Source organism: Natrinema limicola JCM 13563 (genome assembly GCF_000337475.1).
GTDB lineage: Archaea > Halobacteriota > Halobacteria > Halobacteriales > Natrialbaceae > Natrinema > Natrinema limicola.
In genome coordinates this window covers 12,749-31,176 of sequence record NZ_AOIT01000059.1, presented here as the reverse complement: position 1 = coordinate 31,176, position 18,428 = coordinate 12,749, and the positions used below count along the sequence as shown (strand labels likewise).

The window sequence follows — 18,428 nt, the reverse complement described above, 5'->3', positions numbered from 1 at the left end:
CTGACTGAGAGTTCTCGCGTATGGGAGACGAAGACGAATACCGAATCGAGGAGGACAGTCTCGGCGAGATGCAGGTGCCAGCGGACGCCTACTGGGGCGCACAGACCCAGCGCGCGATCCAGAACTTCCCCATCTCGGGAATCACGTTCAGTCGTCGGTTCGTCCGCGCGCTCGGCGTCGTCAAGAAAGGCGCGGCACAGGCCAACCGCGACCTCGGCCTGGTCGACGACGACGTTGCCGAGGCGATCATCGAGGCTGCAGACGAGGTCATCGCCGGCGAACACGACGACCAGTTCCCGGTCGACGTCTTCCAGACCGGCTCCGGTACGTCCTCGAACATGAACGCAAACGAGGTCATCGCCAACCGCGCCGCCGAACTCATGGGCAGCGAGATCGGCGACCGCGTCGTCCACCCCAACGACCACGTCAACTACGGCCAGTCGAGCAACGACGTCATTCCGACCGCGATGCACGTCGCCTCCCTCGAGGCCGTCGAGAAAGACGTCATTCCCGCACTCGACGCGCTCCGCGAGGCGCTCGAGGAGAAAGAAGAGGAGTTCGACGACGTCGTCAAGACCGGCCGTACGCACCTGCAGGACGCGACGCCGGTCACGCTCGGCCAGGAGTTCGGCGGCTACCGCACGCAGGTCGAGAAGGGCCTGGCCCGCGTCGACAACGTCCGTGACCACCTCGCGGAACTCGCCCTCGGCGGCACCGCAACCGGCACGGGTCTGAACACTCACCCCGAGTTCCCCGGCCGCGCGGCCGAGTACATCACGAAGGAGACCGGCGTCCAGTTCCGCGAGGCCGACAACCACTTCGAGGCCCAGGCCGCCCACGACGCCATGAGCGAGGCCCACGGCGCGCTCCGCACGGTGGCGGGCTCGCTGAACAAGATCGCCAACGACCTGCGACTGCTCGCCTCCGGCCCGCGCAACGGGCTCGGTGAGATCGAACAGCCAGAGAACCAGCCCGGCTCCTCGATCATGCCCGGCAAGATCAACCCGGTCGTCGCCGAGGCCGTCAATCAGGTCCACAAGCAGGTCGTCGGCAACGACGCCGCCGTCTCCGCCGGCGCTGCTGAGGGCCAGATCGACCTCAACCTCTACAAGCCCGTCCTTGCGCACAACTTCCTCGAGTCGGCCGAACTCATCTCGAACGCGAGCCAGGTCTTTGGCGACCGGTTCGTCCGGAAACTCGAGGCCAACGAGGAGTACTGTGCAGAGCGCGTCGAAGAGTCGATGGCGATGGCCACCTCGCTGAACGTCCACATCGGCTACGACAAGGCAAGCGAGGTCGCCAAGACCGCACTCAAGGAAGACAAGACGGTCCGTGAGGTCGTCTTAGAGAAGGGCTACCTCGACGAGGACGAAGCCGACGAGGTCCTCGACCCCCGCAAGATGACCGAGCGCGGCATTCTCGGCCAGGACGACTGATACGGTCTACTGTCACGTGTTCCGATGGGACCGCGACCGTCCGGCGGGCCCACCGGAACTGACCCACAGTAGCCCATACGACGACCGAATGTGATTTTTCGTCTCGGCTGACCGGTGAGTGATGCGTTTAGGATCGTGCGATCAGCATCGACGTCTCGACCGTCCGTACGACGCGGTCGGTTGTGCTCCCGAGGAGGCGTTCTTTTAATCCTGAGCGGCCGCTCGCACCCATGACGACGAGGTCGGCGTCCGTATCGTCGCAGTAGGCCGCGATCACCTCGTGGGGATCGCCCTCGCGAATCGTCCGGTTGGAGGTCACGCCGGCAGCCTCGGCCCGCCTTTCGGCATCGCCGAGGGCTGATTCGGCTTCCTCCTCGAGCGTTTCCGTGACCTGCGGCGCGATCATCCCCGACGCGCCCGCGGACATCTCCGTCCCCTCGTCGATACCGTGGAGAAAGTGGACCGTCGCCGCCTCCTCGTCGGCGATCGCGACGGCTTCGTCGACCGCCGCCGTGCTCGAGTCGCTGCCGTCGGTCGGCACTAGAACGTGATCGTACACGGTCACTGGGTCGACTGCGAGCAGCAAAAAGCGAGCGCGCGCAGAAGCCGGCGTCTGTGTGTCGGGCGATCAGCGATCGACCGGGTCGAGCGCTGCCTGATCGAGCGGGTCCTCGATATCGCCCATCACCGCCTCGAGCAGGTCGGTCACAGTCACCAACCCGACGACGGCACCATCCTCGATCACCAGCGCCAGTTCTTGATTCTCCGTCTGGAACTGATCGACCGCGTCGCTGACGTCCGCGTCAGGGGAGAGTGTCATCGGCGGTGCCGCGAGTTTCTCGAAGTCGATGTCGCCGCCCGCCAGTTCCTCGCGGTGTCTGACGAGGACCGGCGTATAGACGATCCCGCGGAAGTCGGTTGGCTCGTCGCCGACCAGCGGATACCGCGTCTGCGGGCGCTCCTCCATCTTCCGGAAGTTCTGCTCAGGATCGTCCGCCGTCGAGAGCGCGACGATCTCCTCGGGCGGTACCATCAGTTCGCTGATCGGCTGTTCGCCGATCTGAAACGCGTTCATCACTTCTTCGCGGCGTTCCTCCGGGAGTTCGCCCTCCTCGAGGACCGAACCGAGTTTGTTCCGGAGGTCGGCCCGGGACTCGATGACGTCCTCCTCGGTCTCGAGCCACGCGCCGGTCATCTCGACCCCGAAGAGCTTGAGGGTGAGCTTCGCGATGCCGTCGCCGAGGGTGATGATCGGCGAAATGAGCCAGTGGAACCAGTACAGCGGTGTCGCGCCGTACCGACAGACCAGCCGCGAGCGCTCGACGCCGAGATATGTCGGCGTTTGCTCGCCGTGGGTCAGGTGAACGAGGTTGATGATGAGGAAGGCGATGATCGCCCCGCTGCCGATCGCAGCCAGCGGCGTGTTCACGAACAGCGGCTCGAAGATCGCGGCCAGCGCCGGCTCTGCGACGATCCCAACGGCGATACTCGAGGCCGTAATGCCGACCTGGCACGTGGTGAGGTAGAGCTCGAGGTTGTCGGTCATCTCCCAGGCCCGCTCGAGTGCGGGTGTGTCGCCGACGAACTCCTCCTTGTCGAACTGTCGGGCACGGGTCAAGGCGAACTCGATCGCGACGAAGAAGGCATTCGCCAGGATGAGCAAGAGCCCTGCGATCAGCCGCCCACCGATGACGAGCGAGTTCATTACCGATCGGTTGTATCGCCAGACAGAAATCAATCAGGGAGACCATCGCCGGTTTAACTCAGTCCCGTGACTCTAACTACCACTATTTCGACACTCGATAATGACACGCGCCCACACAGAACACGAGATGGTCGATCTACCAGCAAATGAACAATCCGAAGTCGAGTAAACACGAATTTCAACCGTTCTTTTTTGCCTGGCTATCGATCCCAAATCGGGGCAGTGACGCCGAATCACGCCCGAATCTAGCGGAATAAAAGAACCCAAGCAGTTTTGGCGGATGCTCACGTCAGACGAAATATGCACACCTGTCGTAACTGCAACCAGTCGTTCCAGACCGAGCTCGCCCTCGAGTTACACCGCGATACGTGCAAAAAGGGACAACTCTTCTGTCAGGTATGTGGGGATCGATTCCGAGAGGGGGATGCCACCCAGGATGGCTGGCACTACGAGTGCCCGAACGACGAGTGTGACGGCGACGGCCTACAGGAAGACCTCTATCGCGTCGAAGACGTTCGAACAACGACCCACTGACCCGATCCCCGTCGTGTTCTGTAATCTCGTATCCGAGCGATAGGACTCTCGTCGGCGACGAGTCACCTTCTTTCGGTTGCTCGAGGCTACGCCGAAGACGACCGCTCAAACCGGCTCTCTCATGCGATGCGAACGACCGCCGCTTTCCCACCCTTTAATCGAGTCAGTTCCGTCACGACACGTATGGAACGGCTCACGCCGCGCGTTCGGATCGTCTGGCTCGTGCTCGCAGTTGTGCGAGCCGCGATTCTCGGCGGACTCTTGATCGGCGGCGCGATCGCTCTCTCCCGGATAGAGATCGCGGACGCCGCGCCAGTGCCCCTCGTCCCGTCCGCCGCGGGACTCGCCGTCGTGCTCGCGATCGTTCGAATCGCCATCGCCTGGCGGCGGTACGGCGTCTGGCGGTTCGAGCTTCGGGACGACGACCTGTACATCCGCCGGGGCGTCTTTACGCGAACCAAGACGGTCGTCCCCTTCGTTCGCGTCCAGCACGTCGACTCCCGGCGTTCGCCGCTCGAGCGAACGGTCGGCCTTGCGACGGTTGTCGTCTACACGGCCGGTTCGCGGAGTTCGGATGTCGCGATCCCCGGCTTGACGCCGGCACGCGCCGAGGCGCTACAGGAATCGCTTCGCCGACTCGCGATCGAGAGCGAGGGTGAGGACGCGGTATGAAGAAACTCCACCCCGCGTCGGTCGCCGTTCGATCGCTCTCGCGCAGCCTCAACACCGGCTTCGTCTTTTTCCTCATCGGCGTCGTCGTCTCGCCCGGCGGCAACGGGATGGATCTGCTGTCGATCCTCGGTCTCGTCGTCGTCGGGATCCTCACGGGGATCGTCTACGAGTTCGCCTACTACCAGCGATTCAGATACGAACTCACCGCGGACACGTTCGACGTTACCTCCGGGGTGCTCTCGCGTCGTACCCGTGAACTCCCGTTAGGCCGCATCCAGAACGTCGACATCAGACAGAACGTGGTCAACCGACTCCTCGGCATCGCCGCCGTCCACATCGAAACCGCCGGCGGCGGCGAGACTGAGGTCAGCCTTCGGTACGTCTCCGAGGCCGAGGCCCGTCGCCTCAGACGCCAGCTCCGACAGGGCGCACGCACCGACGTCGAGGCAGAGGACGAAGACTCGCTGGCAGAGACGGAATCCACTGGCGAATCCCCGGCAGCCGCGGCCGACGACGAAGCGCTCCTCTTCGAGATTACCTCTCGCGAACTCGCGATCCTGAGCGTTTTCACCATCGATCCTGGCGCGAGCGTGTTGGGTGGGATCGCGCTCTCGTTTGCCAGCGGGTTCGATCCCGCCACGCTGATCCCTACCGGTCGTGTCGAGGGGCTCCCGGGCCCAGCAACCGGTGTCTTCGCGCTCGCGTGGGGCCTCTTCCTCTTCGTTCTCGCCGCCTGGGTTATCAGTGCTACCCTCACGTTCACCCGCTACTACGGCTTCCGGCTCACCCGCGCCGGCGACGAACTCTACTACGAGCGGGGCCTCCTTCAGCGGTACAGCGGGACGATCCCCCTCGAGAAAGTTCAGGCACTGACGATCTCGGAGGCGATCCCCTTCCGCTGGTTCGGCTACGCCGCCTTGAGCGTCGAGACGGCCGGCTACGCCCCCGGCCAATCGGGCTCCCGCGGAACCGAATCCGCGATCCCGCTTGCCGATACCGATCGCGTCGCTGCGCTCGCACGCGCGATCGAGCCCTTCGGCCCGATCGATCTCGAGTCGCCGCCCCAACGCGCTCGAGAGCGGTACATGGTTCGCTACCTGCTGGTCGTTGCCGCCCTCGTTGCCGGTGCGTACGTCGCCGCGCGATACACGCCGCTCGAGCGCTGGTACGTCGCCGCCATCCTCGTCGCGGTCGTTCCCGTCGCCGCCCATCTCAAATGGACGAATCGCGGCTTCCGCGTCGGTGATCGGTACTTCCTCTCGCGGACGGGTGTCTGGCGGCGAACGACGAAGGTCGTCCCCCATTACAGGGTCCAGGCCGTCCTCCACGAGGCGACGATCTTCCAGCGTCGCCGACACCTTGCCAGCGTGACGGCTGACACCGCCAGTTCCGCCTCGTTTTTCGGCCGGGCCGCGACGGCCCACGACGTCGACGCCGACCGGGGACTCGAGGTACAGGCCGCTATCGAGGAGCAACTGCAGGAGCGACTTCGGATACGAAAGCACCAGCAACCGGCCGACCGATGGGGGCAGGACACGAGGGAACCGACGGATGATACGTCGATGGTCGACGACGATGAGGCCTGACGCTCTTCCCGTGTTTTGCTGTCGGCATCTTGGAAACTTCGTATATCGACATGCAGTTTATGTAGGCGAGTATGGACAGTGTTCGGCTCGAGACAGGGGACGTGAGTTTGAAACGGTACAAGGACAGCCACCGTTGCCCTTCCATCGGTGACAGCTGTCGGATTTCGATCGGCCGCTCACGGGTTTCCTGTTTTGACCTGGACGGGAACGAGGCGAGGGCTCGGCGACGACGGTAATTGCTTGACCGCTATCTGACGTCTCATGCATTGGGAAGCCAGCCTCTGGCACTGACGCGAGCACCACTGAGAACGTCATAAAACCGCGGCAGTCACGTTCTAAGACGGTTCGTCCTTACTCGCGGTTGAGATCCAACAAGAGTTCGACTTCCGCCTCAACCGCCTTGGTAGCGCACTGTGTCCGACGTTGTGAACGCAGGAACGTAAACAATCACTGGATCTCCATCCACTCAACCGTTCGTGATACGTAGCACGTGTGCGACGTGTGCCGTCCTGGCGTGCGAGACGCGCGTACTAATGGCTGTGGGGGCCACCCACAACCCGTTGACGTTCGGACTGCCAGGACCACTACAAATCGATCCCTGGCTGCGGTCCGATGGGTTCTGACAGCGTCTTCCCAGTCCGTTCTTACGCTCCTATCCCAGCGACTGAATCGCATCCATGCGATACCGACCTAAATGACGGGCAAAGCGTACTCCCGGAGACCGGAGTGACCGCCGACTGAGTGGCCACCCGACTGATACGGTTTGCTGTACGTCATTTCCGGAGGGACCGCGAGCCGTCCTGCGGTCCCTCCGGTAAACAGTTACAGCAAATCGTATGAGGAAATCCACAGACTGCCGGGGACAGTCGTCGTAGCCGGTGGATGACGGACACTCCGAGCAGTTCGGTCGTGTCGAGAGCGGTGAGCGGTATCGATCACCGATCGGCGTCTGATCGCTGGCTGGTGGCGTGCTCGAGAAAGTTGCGGTGGCAGTGGTGATGGGACCTGTCTTCAGAGGTGCCAGCGACCCGCGTGTTCGACACAGAAGGTGGTGGACGGATCGATCTAAAACAAGCTGATGAGTAGATCCAAAAGGTCTAGGACGAACTCCACTGCTTTCCTGAGTTTACCCTTGTCGCTGGTTTGGTCTTCGTCTGGAGATCCCTCCTGGGTGGCTGCTCTCTCGGCCATCTTTGAAAGCGTGTGTTCGGCTAGAGTAAAGAACGTGATGGCAGCCCAGCACGAATGCATAGTCACCGGGCTACCTGCGCTTCTTTCAGTCGGTAATCTGGGTGAACAGATGTAGCACGATCTATTAGTCAGCCCGCTCGTTGGCCGCAACGAGACGACGCACCCATACGACTATTGGCCGCGTCGTCGATCATCGAACCCACGGCTGCAATAGTATATCTAGAACTGTGGACCCAGTCGATAATCTCTCATATCTTGGTTTGTAGGACCCTCATTCTACAAATCTAGAACTGTAGGGCTATAGCTGGCGCTATTTGAGTGCCGCCACCTAAGATAAATATACTTAGATCGAATAATGGGAAGGTTGAATATCATCGCGTTTGATGGATGCTGCATGAGCGATTCGGCCGATACGTCTCGAGAAACTGTCAAAACTTACGTCCCGGCCTATCAAAAAGCGGAGTGGCAATCTCACGCCGACGACCTCGACATGAGCCAGAGCGAGTTCGTTCGCACGATGGTTCAGGCGGGGCGGAAAGGGTTCGAATCCGACTCAGCGGAACCCGATTCTCCGGACTCAGACCCTGGGGGTAACACCCTCGAAAGGCAGGTCCTCGAATTACTCTCTTCTGACACGTATTCGTGGGACGAACTGCTCGAGGCAGTCTCCGACGACATCGAGTCGCGTTTAGACGAGACGCTCGAGGAGCTCCAGGCGACCAACCGAATTCGATACAGCGGTCGCCACGGCGGGTACACGACCGTCGACGGTGGTGGCGATGGCAACTGAGCCAACCGGCGACGCGCCGGCAGACGTGGCCGACCCGATCACGTACTTCCTCGACGACCAGCGCTATCACGGCAAGAGCGAACGGACGCTCGAGGCCTACGAACGCGTGTTGCGGCGCTTCGAGACCTTTCTCGACACACGCTTCGACGTCGACGCGGTCGGCACAGCCCAACGGCGGGAGTGTATGGCCTGGGTGCATTCGTTACGCGGCGAGTTCGAAGACAGCACGATCGCGACGTACGCTTCCTATCTCAATCGGTTCTACGACTACATGACCCGCGTCGGCGTCTTCGACGACAATCCGATGGCGCTCGTCATGGAGGAGCTGTCCGAATCGATCGAGACGAATCCGACGCGACGCGACATTTCGGTGCCGGAAATGCAGTCGTTCGTCGGCTCGATTTCCCACCCGCTCGAGCGAGCCGTTATCGTTACCCTCCTCAAAACGGGGATGCGCGTCGGCGAGCTCTGCAACCTCGATCTGCGCGATCTCCACCTCGAGACGCCGGCACTCGACCTCGAATGGACGCCGCGTGTCGGCCTCGAGCAACGACCTGAATCAGTGTTCATTTCTGCCGAGCCGGCCCGCGGTGAGACTGTCAACGGCGAAGAACGGACGGCCTCGAACAAGCGAAAACGGGACACAGTCGTCCCTGTGGACGACGAACTTCGGGGGGTGATCTGCGAGTGGCTGGCGATTCGTCCGGACGCGGTGTCGTCGGCACGGCCGCTCTTTCTCGATACCCGCGACTCGTGGGGCGAGCGGCTCACGCCGTCGGACGTCCGCTATATCGTCGAGAAACACGCCCGCGATCACGGCTGGTACCGCACCGGCGGGGGGACCCAAGAGAACGTCACACCACATTACTTCCGGCACTTCTTCACCACACATCTGCGGGACCGGACCGGGGACCGGGGGATCGTCCAGTACCTCCGGGGTGACGTCGCCGGCGACGTGATCGATACCTACACCCACAACTGGGGCGATCGCGTCCGGGAAACCTATCTCGAGTCGATTTACGCCATCACCCGGTGATGGGTGTCGCCTACGGGGCACTCTCTGGAGGTCGACACCGTGTGTGCTGTGAGATGTCCAGAGCAGCTTCAACAGTACGGACTACCGCGTTGTGGCCGACCCTTACACCGACATAATCCGGTTCTGGGATGAACAGCGAGTGGATTATAACTACGATCGTACTCAAAGCAAATGTCTTGGACTGGCCTAATAAATCAAATATAGCTATATCAATTTGTGGCTCGAGACCCCCTTGTCGTCGGTCACGTTAGACGAACCGCTAGGTTCGTTCAGTCGGCGTTACCCGTTCTCTGGCAGTCGTGCCCGCAGTTCGCGATCGACTAGAGAAGGGGTCGCCAACCAGGCTTGCACCAGCGAGCCGTCACAATATGCAACCGGCGACAGATTCGTTCTCCCGAACCATTATTAGCCAGGTTCTGGTCGGCTAGTTGTGGTTTTATACCATGGTTGATGCTACCATATATGTTCTCGACCGCGGTGGGCTCGAGGTCGACATGAACTACATGATGGAAGGGCACGTACTCGGCACACACGACGAGCCCAACCCCGACATCGATTACGGCGAAATTCCAGTCTGGAGCCTCGTGGTCGACCACCCAGAAGGAACGATCCTCTGGGATACCGGGTCACATCACGACGCACTCAAGGGTCACTGGCCCGAGGGACTCGTACAGGCGTTCTATCCACACGACGCCCACGAACATCGGCTCGACGACGACCTAAACGAGGCCGGGTTCGACATCGACGACATCGACTACGTCTTCCAGACCCACCTGCACCTCGATCACGCTGGTGGGCTCGAGTTCTTCGACGGGACTGGCGTCCCGGTCTTCGTCCACGAGCGCGAGATCAAGTTCGCCTACTACAGCGCGAAGACCGACGAGGGAAGCAGCGCGTATATTCTTGAGGACTTCGACCACGACCTGAACTGGCACGTGTTACACCGGGACCGCGAGCAACACTTCGAAGACATGGAGTTCGTCCGCTTCCCCGGCCACACGCCGGGACTCACCGGGACAGTGATTCACCTCGATGACGAGAGGACGCTTGTCTTGACCGGCGATCAGGTCTATATGGCTGACAACTTCGAGGACGAGATCCCACTCGGGGCGCACCTCCTCTGGGGCAAAACGGAATGGGTCGACAGTCTCCGTCGAATCAAAGCACTCGAGCGACGTCACGACGCCGAGGTCGTCTACGGTCACGATCCCGAGCAGTTCGAGGCCATGCAGCCGGGGTGGGGGCTGTGAGTTACGAGCGGTCCGTCTCTGCCAGCCCACACGAACGCACGCCTGAAACCGTCTGGCAGATTCAGATGCCAGAGATCCGTGTCGGTCGTGGCGCAGTCAGCGAACTCGGCTTTCAGCTCGAGGATCTGGGCGTCGCAGACGATGCACGCGGGCTGATCGTGACCGACGAGACGCTTGCCGAGCTCGGCCATGCAGGCCGAGTCGCCGACCACGTCGAAGACGCGGGATTCGACGTCGATGTCTACGACGGTTCGGAGCGCGAACCCTCGATCGAGGCCGTCGAAGAATGTATCTCGTTCGTGCGCGAGGAGATGGGGACGGACGGCTACGACTTCTACATCGGGCTCGGCGGCGGCAGCTGTCTTGACACCGCGAAGACGACGCGTGCGGTCGTCGCCAACGGCGGCGAAATCCTCGACTACGTCGCCGAACCGACCGGCTCCGGCGAGACACTCACCGAGTCGGGTCCGCCCCTCGTCTTGCTCCCGACGACGGCCGGCACCGGCTCGGAGATTTCGCCGGTTGCGATCCTCTCTGTTACCGAGAAAGAGATCAAAGAGGGAATCTCGAGCAATAACGTGCGGGCCGACGCCGCGGTGCTCGATCCGACGCTGACGACGTCGCTCCCGCCGGATCTCACCGCGAAAACAGCGATGGACGCCCTCGGCCATGCCATCGAGGGGTATACGACACATCGATACGATAACTTACTCCGTCCCGAGGACCCCGCTGACCGACCGGTCTACGCTGGCCGCACTGGCTTTACCGAACTGTTCAGCGAGAAGGCGATCGACCTCCTCTCGAGCAACGTGCGACGGGCGGTCAACAACGGTGACGATCTCGAGGCGCGCGAGGCGATGTTGAAAGGGGCACTCTACGGTGCGATCGCCGGTCTCACGGCCGGCGCGAGCCTCTGTCACGCGATGGCGTATCCAGTCGGCAACAAGTACCACTCCTATCACGGCGAAACGATCGCCGTGCTCACGCCGGCGAGCACGTTGGGATACAACGTCGCCAGCGATCCAGAACGATTTGCGACCATCGCCGAGCTGCTCGGCGCGGATACGGACGGACTAAGCACGCGAACGGCGGCCGATCGCGCACGCGAGGAGTTCGTCTCACTCCAGCGTGATCTGAACGTCCTCCCGAGCGGGCTCCACGACCTCGCCGGCATCACCGACGACGAGATCGACTGGCTGGCCGAACAGACCGTCGACACCCAGCAACGGCTGCTGCGGTGTAATCCGCGGCCAGTCACGAAAGCCGATGTCGCGGAAATTTTCCGCGACTCGCTGTACAACTGGGAGTAGGAGAGACTCGCGAGTACGCCTTATTGGCCGACTGCAAGCTCCGTCTCGAGATCGGGACCGTTCAGCAGCGAGCGGACGTGGTCAACTGTGTCGGTCGTTTCTGCCGTGTTCTCGAGCAGGACGGTCTCGCTCGGAAACAGCTGTTCGCCGAGCAAGAGGCCGTGTTCGCGGGCGGTCGAGCCAGTCACAGTCAGATAGACACCCAGCCCTGCGTCGGCGATTGCTGCCTCTTCCTCGCGGCCCTCGTCCGGATACCGGAAGTCGATACCGTCGAGGAGCCGCGTGCCAAGCACGGCCTGGACGAGCCGTTCGTATCTGGGCTCGATACAGAGCGGTCCTTCGTAGGTCTCGAGGAAGTCCCGATCGATCGATTCGGCAGACGGCGCGACCTCGGGCGTGGCCAGTAGCGTGTGGTAGACAGTGTCGCCGAGTCCGGTGACGACCTGCACGTCGGTGTCGGCAGGATCGATTCGAGCGTTTACGTCGGCGATCCGATCGAGTGGCTCCGGTCGGAGTTCGACGACCTCCTCGAGAACCAGGTCGGCGCTGTCGAATCCGAGCGCGAACTCGTGGGTTCGGAGCGCCCGAAACGGTTCCTCGCGGCCCACGAGCTGGACCGCCGCGTCGTCGGGAGCGTCCTCGACATCGGCTAACGGGATCGTGACGCTGTCGAAGACGATCCGTCGTGGCTTGCCGGCGCGGTCGTCGCGCAACAGCGTATATTCGGGCGCGGTTGGATCGGCGACGGTACTGTAGTCTGCGAGACGATGGTAGACGTCCTCCTCGTCGGGTTCGATGGACCCTTTCGTGAGTGCCTTTTCGTGACGGAGCGTCGATGTAATGTCGTCGGCGAGGTCGGGGACGCCGAGGCGATCTGCGATCCGATCGAGTACAGACTCGAGCGGTCGCCCCTTTCGTGGAACAGCGATCGGTATCGTCTCGCCCATCGACCAGTTCTCAATCGGCGACGGATAAACGAGTTGCGTTTCCAGTACAGGCCGAATCCGATAGCCGACGATCGCGCTGCTCAGTTAGCGAACATCGAACCGAGCTGGTCACGCCAGTCCTGAATGTCCGTTACGTCTTCCCGGACCGCTTCGAGGTCGTCCGCGACGGTTTCGAGCTCAGATTCCACGTCGTTGACGGTATCCGTGAGGTCGTCGACATCGTCGTCGATCCCTGCGACGGTGTCGTCCAGTTCGGCGACATCGCCGCTGACGTCGCTCAGATCCGTCTCGAGATCAGCGTTCCAGTCGGTGAGATCGGCCACGTCCGCGTCGAGTTCGTCGACGTGCGATTCGGTCCCCTCGAGTCGTTCGTCCATCGACGCGAGGTCGTCTTCGAGCGCCGCGAGATCGTCCTGGACATCCTCGATGAGCTGTGCGCCCGTGCCGTTGTCCTCGAGGAACGTCTCGAGTGCGTCAGTGTAGGCTGCGACCTCCTCGACGCGGGACTGGAGGTGCTCGACTTTCGCGATCTCCGGGCCCGAGGGCTCGAGGTCGAGTTCGGCCTGAATCGTCTCGAGATCGTCGTCGTCGACAGTTCCGTCGCGGATCTCGGTCGCGAGACGGGCCGCAACCGACCCCTCAAATTCGACGGTCGCGGTTTCGGCGACAGTCGACTCGTCAGCTGCGTCGTCGGCGTCAGCCGTCGGTTCGTCAGCGTCAGCTGCGCCGGCCGAGTCCGGCTGCTCGACTGCCGAATCGGCTGTTTCGTCACTATCGCCAGATTGCTCGAGTGATTCGGCGGCGTCGTCGGCCGTGTCGGCCTCGGGTTCTGGCGTTTCGGGCTCATCGGCGCTCGCTTCGACCGCTTCGGCCGCGTCGTCAGTCTCGAGGGCCGTATCGTGTTCGTCCGCCTCGTCATCGGCGTCCGGTTCGGCAGCCGCACTCGCTTCGTCTCCGGTAGCCGTCTCGTTCACGTCGGTCTCGATCGTTACGTCGGGTTCGTCGTCCTCGACAGCTGGTTCGTCATCAGCTTCGACAGCCGGTTCGTCGTCCTCCTCGGTGCTCGGTTCATCGTCAGCTTCGACAGTCGACTCATCGTCTTCCTCAGCACTCGGTTCGTCGTCAGCTTCGATAGCCGATTCGTCGTCCTCCTCAGCACTCGGCTCATCATCAGCTTCGACAGTCGAGTCAGTCTCGCCGTCGGCGATCGATTCGGCATCCCCCTCGACGGTCAGCTCGTCGTTCTCGGCTGCCGATTCGGTGTCTTCCGCAGCAGTCGACTCGTCGTCGTCTCCGATTTCCAGCTCCTCGTCCTCGTCGAAGCCGAGATCGATATCCGGCTCGTCGTCTCCGATTTCCAGCTCTTCGTCCTCGTCGAAGCCGAGGTCGATATCCGGCTCGTCGGCGGCTGCGGGCTCGTCGTCCGGTAGCTGTTCGTCCCCGAATCCGAGATCAATATCTGGTGTCTCGTCATCGCCGTCCTCGTCGTCGACGGGATCGGGGTCGGTGTCGACATCACCGAGATCGAGATCGAGTCCCGAGGGGTCGTCAGTTGCGTCATCACCGTCGTTTCCGTCCTCGGCTTCGGCCTCGTCTTCGTCCTCATCCTCGACCTCGAGCCCGGGGACGGTGTCCGCTTCGCCCGCGATCATGTCCTTGACGGCCTGATTGCGGTCCTCGGAGACGATGGTGCCGATAACGGCGTCGTCGACTTCGTCGGCACTCGAGCCATCGTCGTCGGCTGCGAGCTCGACGATCGTCGGTTCCGTCAGAAACGCCGTGGCTCGGCTGTCGTCGTCGATCTGGATGCCATAGACCGTCTCGAGCTTGCTGTCGGGCTCGAGCGTCGCCGTGAACTCGACGTGGTTGTCCTGGTAGGCTGTCCAGTCGTCGCTGTGATAGTCGGGGTGAAACCCGACTTTGTCCATCGGGAACGAGTCGGGAATCTCCTCGGAGAGTTGGATCGTGACCGGCTCGTCACGGTCCGCTTCGAGCTCGAATCGGATCGCCGGTACGGGAAACTCGTCTGCTTCGAACGTCTTCTGGACGGAGATCCCGTCGGCGCTGACCTCGATTACGTCGTCCGTATCGGCGGTGCTGGTCATATGGGCCCAACGTTACCATACCATTACTATAAAACGTGCGGACAGTTCGGAAATCGCTACAAAACCACGCGATCGCCGATCTCGGCGACCTCGAGCCGCTTTGGATACTCGAAGCTCGCTGCGTGGTGGTGTAACGCCTTCGGATCGGCGGTCAGGCCCTTCCACATATCCCAATGACTCGGCAGGAGGCGGTCACACTCGAGGGCGGCGGCACATTCGATGACCTGGTTCTCGTCGTTGTACCAGCGGGTTCGTTTGGGCTCGCGGGTTTGTTTGTCGGGAATCTGTCCGACGGTGCCGAAGGCAAACACCGCGAGATCGATGTCGTACTCGTCGCCGATCCGCTCGAACTCGTCGGTCGGTTTCGTATCGCCGCCGTGGAAAAAGGTCCCGGCGTCGTGTTCGAACACGTAGCTGACGGGATGGGTCGCGTCGGGATCGTTGGCCGGCTCGACGTGGATGGTGAACTCACCGATCTCGAGGGTCTCTCCTTCGGTGACTTCGGTCAGCTGCTCGTCGGTGACGTCCCATTCGTCGGTCCACGCCTCCTCGTCGCGGGCTTTCGTGACGCTGTCGTCGGGCGCATAGAAGGTCGCGCCCGTGTTCGCGAGGATCGGGGCCTGACTCGGGCCGTGGACGTGATCGGTGTGTTCGTGGGTCGCGAGGACGGCGTCGGCCTCCGCGACATCGTCGGGAGTGAACGGGACGGGAATCATGCGAACCGTCCGCGGCGGATCGCCGAGCCCGAGGTACGGATCGATGTAGATCGTCGTTCCCTCGGTCCCCTTCAGGACGAAGCCGTTACAGCCGAGATACCAGATCGCGACGCCATCTGGAGTCGACTCTTCGACGTCACGGACGAGCCAGTCGTCCCAGTCGCTTTCGATCATACTCGAGGCTGTGGGGACCGACTGGGTAAGTGTTGTCGTCTCCGCGAAATCGGCGAACGACGATCCACGACCAGTGACGGTCGTGGCTTGACCGACCGTGTTGCTCGGTACCGTGACCTGACCGACGCTTGTCTTCGCCGTCGCCTGGCCCCGACTCGATCACGGAGAGCGTGGCCGGGCGCGATAGATCAGCTGGTGTGTCGCTGGCGTAGCGTCGTCGACATGTCGTTCGACGGTCGCCGACTCGCCGGTCGCTGTCGCTGCTGCGTTGCCGGGCCGGATCCACTCGGGGTCGACAATCGGGTGGTCCACGTCGACGACCCGCCCCGTCTCGGCGTCGTAGTCGACGAGCGAGGCGTCTGCCAGCATGGGGCCGTGAACGTGCACGAACGTGGTCGCCACCTCGTCGACACGTTCTTGAGCGACTTCGCGCTCGGCCGTCTCGGCCTCACGAGCTGCGACGCGACGGGCCAGCGTTTCGGTCTCGAGCGGGCGATCCTCCTCGGCCAGTATCGACAGGACCGTCCGTCGACGGTCGGCAGCGAGCGCACGGAACACTGCATCGAGTGTCGCGTCGTCGGCGTCGTGGCGGGCCGACACGATGCCCTCGAGGAGGGAGTCGTCGAAGGCTGGATGATCGCCCAGTACGACCGTCTCGTCATCGACCGTCTCGAGGAGACCAGCGTCGGTCAGCGACGGCACCAGCCGGTGATGGATATCGACGAGCGCCCCTTGATAGTCGTCGTCGGTCACTTCGGCGGGTCGTGTATCCATCGTTACTGCTGCGAGGTGGCGCGCAAGGTCGTCTTTCTCGAGTTCGTCCGGCGATCGCTGATACACGACCTGGAGAACGGTTCGTCGACGGGCGTCAGCGAGGGCGTCGAAGAACTCATCACGGACGGCGGCCGTCGATCCGCTCGAGGCTGAGTTACTCATCGACTACTGGTCGGTGACTAGTGGGCAAAAGAACACCTCCAAACTGATTTGGGAACAGCACCAGAACGCAGTATTTCTGCACTATCCTCGATACGATACACTCTTTTCGTGATGGCAGTCGTGATATATTTCGCTATGGCCGTCGAGCTTTCAGTTCCACGAACCGGTTATTGAGTGATAACTGACAGCGAAACGCGTGACGGCCACGGAAAGAGCGCCGCAGAAGAGCAGTTACCAGGTGCCGTGGAACGTATCGAACGAGAGACTGTCGAGCGGTTCGTCGCCGACGGCGATCCGGTACTCGCCGGGGGTGAGCATCGGCTTGTGGAACTGCGGGCCGTCGTCGGTCGTGATCCGCGGACAGCCGGTGTTGACGAACGCGTCCATATCGAAGTTGCGCAGCCGATCCGGCGTCACCTCGTCCATCGTGATGAGGTACGCGTCGTCGTTGTCGTCCAAGATCTCCTGAGCCTGCTCCCAGCGCCCCTGTCCGATCTTGGTACAGAAGATGACGCCCCACTTCTCGGCGTCCATCGCGCGATGGATCGCGCCGTAGCGCTGTTTCATGAACTTCTCCGTATCGGCGACGGTGACGACGTTGTTGACTGGGTCCGCGATGACGACGTGCTTGTCGGGGTGTTCCATCGCCAGTCCGAGCGGGTGGAACTTGCCGCCGCCGACGTACAGCACCTGATCGGCGGGCACGTCCGCACTCGCGTAGTTACAGCCGAGCACCTGCCCCTCGTGGGTCAGTCGCTCGTCGCCGCGACGGCTGTGGACCTCGTAGCCACGCTCCTCTAAGAACTCCGTCATCTCCTCGTAGCGGTTCATGTGCTGGGCCGTCGTGACGAGGCCGACACCCTCCGTTTCCTCGGGTGGCTCGAGCGTCTCGAGCGCTTCCTCCATGATCGGCGTCACCTCGACGTTCGAGAACAGCGGCACGTAGATGACCTTGTCCGTGTTCTTCATCGGCGAGTGACCGAAGTGAACGAACACGTCGGTGCGTTTCATCAGATAGGTATCAAGATCACAGGCCCCATAACAGGGCTGGCCCGAGAGCATGAACGTCACGTCGTCGCCGGTCAGTTCGCGCAGGTCGTCGGCGACGGCTGGACCGCGTCGCTTCAGCCCTTCGGGGAACTGTAGCCCGACTTTCGTTGCGTCTCGTTCCTCGATCTCCTCGACGATCTGCTCGAGTTCGTAGTCCCACTCACGGTCGTGTTTGAGACTCATCCCGGTGTTTCGGAGGTCGCCCTCGCTGTACTCCGGCTCCTGACTCATTGACAGCCCTTGCTGCCACGAACGTATATACTGCACGCTGTCGAGAGGGGAGAATATCGATGGTGCTCACGCTCGGTGCTGTCAGGAGCACTCGCTTGCACGCCGTGGCTGGATGGTCGTTCCGAACTCACACGTCGCGAACGCGGCCCGGAAGTCATCGCTGTCGAACGACCCCACCAGGTCATCGAGTTCGGTAAACAGCTCGTCGAGATCCCGCTGGAGCGTCTCAGATCGTGCGTCGGATGCGGTGTTGCCACCGGCCTCGAGTGCCCCTCGTTTCGTTGCAAGCGTCGTACATTCCGCGATCAGCTCGTCGTATCGGGCGCGACGGAGGAGCCTGTCGACGGTCTCGACCACTGTGTCCTTCTCGACGGGCTTGACGAGCGTGTTGGCGATCGAAAACGGATGCTTATGGGCATCCGTCTGCTCACAGAGGAATGCCAACGTCTGTGTCGTCGCACGGCGTTCGAGCTCGGCTGCGACGGCTCCGGATACTGTTAGGAGATCGTGATCAACGACGACTGCGTCGGCGGTTTCAAGGCATGCGATCGTCTCGTCTCCATCCGTCGTTGCTTCAACCCGATAGTCGTCGAGCCACGACTGTAGTTGATCGACGACGGCGGGATCGTCGTCCGCGACGAGGACGGTGTTTGTATTACCAACCATTATTTGAGATGGAAGTAGCTTTCGGCCCAGCCATCATCAAACTATGGTGACGTTCATCGTGACTTACACGTCGTGTCGCGTCGGCACCGAGTG

Annotated in this window: 16 protein-coding genes; 8 read left to right on the top strand and 8 right to left on the bottom strand. The window is 62.1% G+C overall.

Features of this window, described 5'->3' with window-relative positions; all coding sequences use genetic code 11:
* Positions 1 to 20: 20 nt before the first annotated feature.
* Positions 21 to 1,436 (top strand): class II fumarate hydratase, encoded by a 1,416-nt coding sequence (locus tag C476_RS14860; RefSeq protein ID WP_008014397.1) that lies wholly within the window; start codon positions 21 to 23, stop codon positions 1,434 to 1,436.
* Positions 1,437 to 1,563: 127 nt separating this feature from the next.
* Here the strand turns inward: C476_RS14860 and C476_RS14855 are convergent, their stop codons facing one another.
* Both C476_RS14855 and C476_RS14850 read right to left on the bottom strand, forming a co-directional pair.
* Positions 1,564 to 1,995: a universal stress protein gene (locus C476_RS14855; protein WP_049911930.1), complete on the bottom strand. Its 432-nt coding sequence runs from the start codon at positions 1,993 to 1,995 to the stop codon at positions 1,564 to 1,566.
* Between the two features lie 69 nt (positions 1,996 to 2,064).
* Positions 2,065 to 3,141 (bottom strand): CNNM domain-containing protein, encoded by a 1,077-nt coding sequence (locus C476_RS14850; RefSeq protein WP_008014394.1) that lies wholly within the window; start codon positions 3,139 to 3,141, stop codon positions 2,065 to 2,067.
* A 300-nt stretch (positions 3,142 to 3,441) separates the two neighbouring features.
* Here C476_RS14850 and C476_RS14845 point away from each other — a divergent pair, with 300 nt between their 5' ends.
* From C476_RS14845 to C476_RS14810, 7 genes are all read left to right on the top strand, one after another.
* On the top strand, positions 3,442 to 3,675 hold the full coding sequence (locus C476_RS14845; protein WP_008014392.1) for an HVO_2901 family zinc finger protein: 234 nt from the start codon (positions 3,442 to 3,444) through the stop codon (positions 3,673 to 3,675).
* Positions 3,676 to 3,858: 183 nt separating this feature from the next.
* Entirely contained in the window at positions 3,859 to 4,347 is a 489-nt protein-coding gene (locus C476_RS14840) for a PH domain-containing protein (protein ID WP_008014391.1), read from the top strand.
* A complete protein-coding gene (locus C476_RS14835) occupies positions 4,344 to 5,933 on the top strand; it encodes a PH domain-containing protein (protein WP_008014389.1) in 1,590 nt (529 codons plus the stop codon). The genes C476_RS14840 and C476_RS14835 overlap by 4 nt, the downstream gene beginning before the upstream one ends.
* 1,585 nt (positions 5,934 to 7,518) lie before the next feature.
* Positions 7,519 to 7,914: a DUF5805 domain-containing protein gene (locus C476_RS14825; protein ID WP_008014386.1), complete on the top strand. Its 396-nt coding sequence runs from the start codon at positions 7,519 to 7,521 to the stop codon at positions 7,912 to 7,914.
* Positions 7,904 to 8,950 (top strand): tyrosine-type recombinase/integrase, encoded by a 1,047-nt coding sequence (locus tag C476_RS14820; protein ID WP_008014385.1) that lies wholly within the window; start codon positions 7,904 to 7,906, stop codon positions 8,948 to 8,950. The genes C476_RS14825 and C476_RS14820 overlap by 11 nt, the downstream gene beginning before the upstream one ends.
* Positions 8,951 to 9,393: 443 nt before the next feature.
* Positions 9,394 to 10,200, top strand: coding sequence for an N-acyl homoserine lactonase family protein (locus C476_RS14815; RefSeq protein ID WP_008014382.1), 807 nt, complete (start codon positions 9,394 to 9,396; stop codon positions 10,198 to 10,200).
* Positions 10,197 to 11,510 (top strand): hydroxyacid-oxoacid transhydrogenase, encoded by a 1,314-nt coding sequence (locus C476_RS14810; protein WP_049911920.1) that lies wholly within the window; start codon positions 10,197 to 10,199, stop codon positions 11,508 to 11,510. Before C476_RS14815 ends, C476_RS14810 begins: the two co-directional genes overlap by 4 nt.
* Positions 11,511 to 11,530: 20 nt before the next feature.
* Here C476_RS14810 and C476_RS14805 read toward each other — a convergent pair whose 3' ends face one another.
* The 6 genes from C476_RS14805 to C476_RS14780 form a co-directional block, all read right to left on the bottom strand.
* The gene (locus C476_RS14805; RefSeq protein WP_008014378.1) at positions 11,531 to 12,457 is read right to left on the bottom strand and encodes a hypothetical protein; all 927 of its coding nucleotides are present in this window, start codon (positions 12,455 to 12,457) and stop codon (positions 11,531 to 11,533) included.
* A gap of 80 nt (positions 12,458 to 12,537) precedes the next feature.
* The gene (locus C476_RS14800; RefSeq protein WP_008014377.1) at positions 12,538 to 14,562 is read right to left on the bottom strand and encodes a midas domain-containing protein; all 2,025 of its coding nucleotides are present in this window, start codon (positions 14,560 to 14,562) and stop codon (positions 12,538 to 12,540) included.
* Positions 14,563 to 14,618: 56 nt separating this feature from the next.
* Entirely contained in the window at positions 14,619 to 15,452 is an 834-nt protein-coding gene (locus tag C476_RS14795; RefSeq protein ID WP_008014376.1) for an MBL fold metallo-hydrolase, read from the bottom strand.
* A 159-nt stretch (positions 15,453 to 15,611) separates the two neighbouring features.
* Positions 15,612 to 16,388 carry a DUF7344 domain-containing protein gene (locus C476_RS18440; RefSeq protein WP_008014374.1) on the bottom strand — a complete coding sequence of 259 codons (777 nt, stop codon included), beginning with the start codon at positions 16,386 to 16,388 and terminating at the stop codon, positions 15,612 to 15,614.
* A 231-nt stretch (positions 16,389 to 16,619) separates the two neighbouring features.
* Positions 16,620 to 17,669 carry a diphthamide biosynthesis enzyme Dph2 gene (gene dph2, locus C476_RS14785; protein ID WP_008014372.1) on the bottom strand — a complete coding sequence of 350 codons (1,050 nt, stop codon included), beginning with the start codon at positions 17,667 to 17,669 and terminating at the stop codon, positions 16,620 to 16,622.
* A gap of 81 nt (positions 17,670 to 17,750) precedes the next feature.
* A complete protein-coding gene (locus tag C476_RS14780; protein WP_008014371.1) occupies positions 17,751 to 18,335 on the bottom strand; it encodes a HalX domain-containing protein in 585 nt (194 codons plus the stop codon).
* Between the last annotated feature and the right edge of the window lie 93 nt (positions 18,336 to 18,428).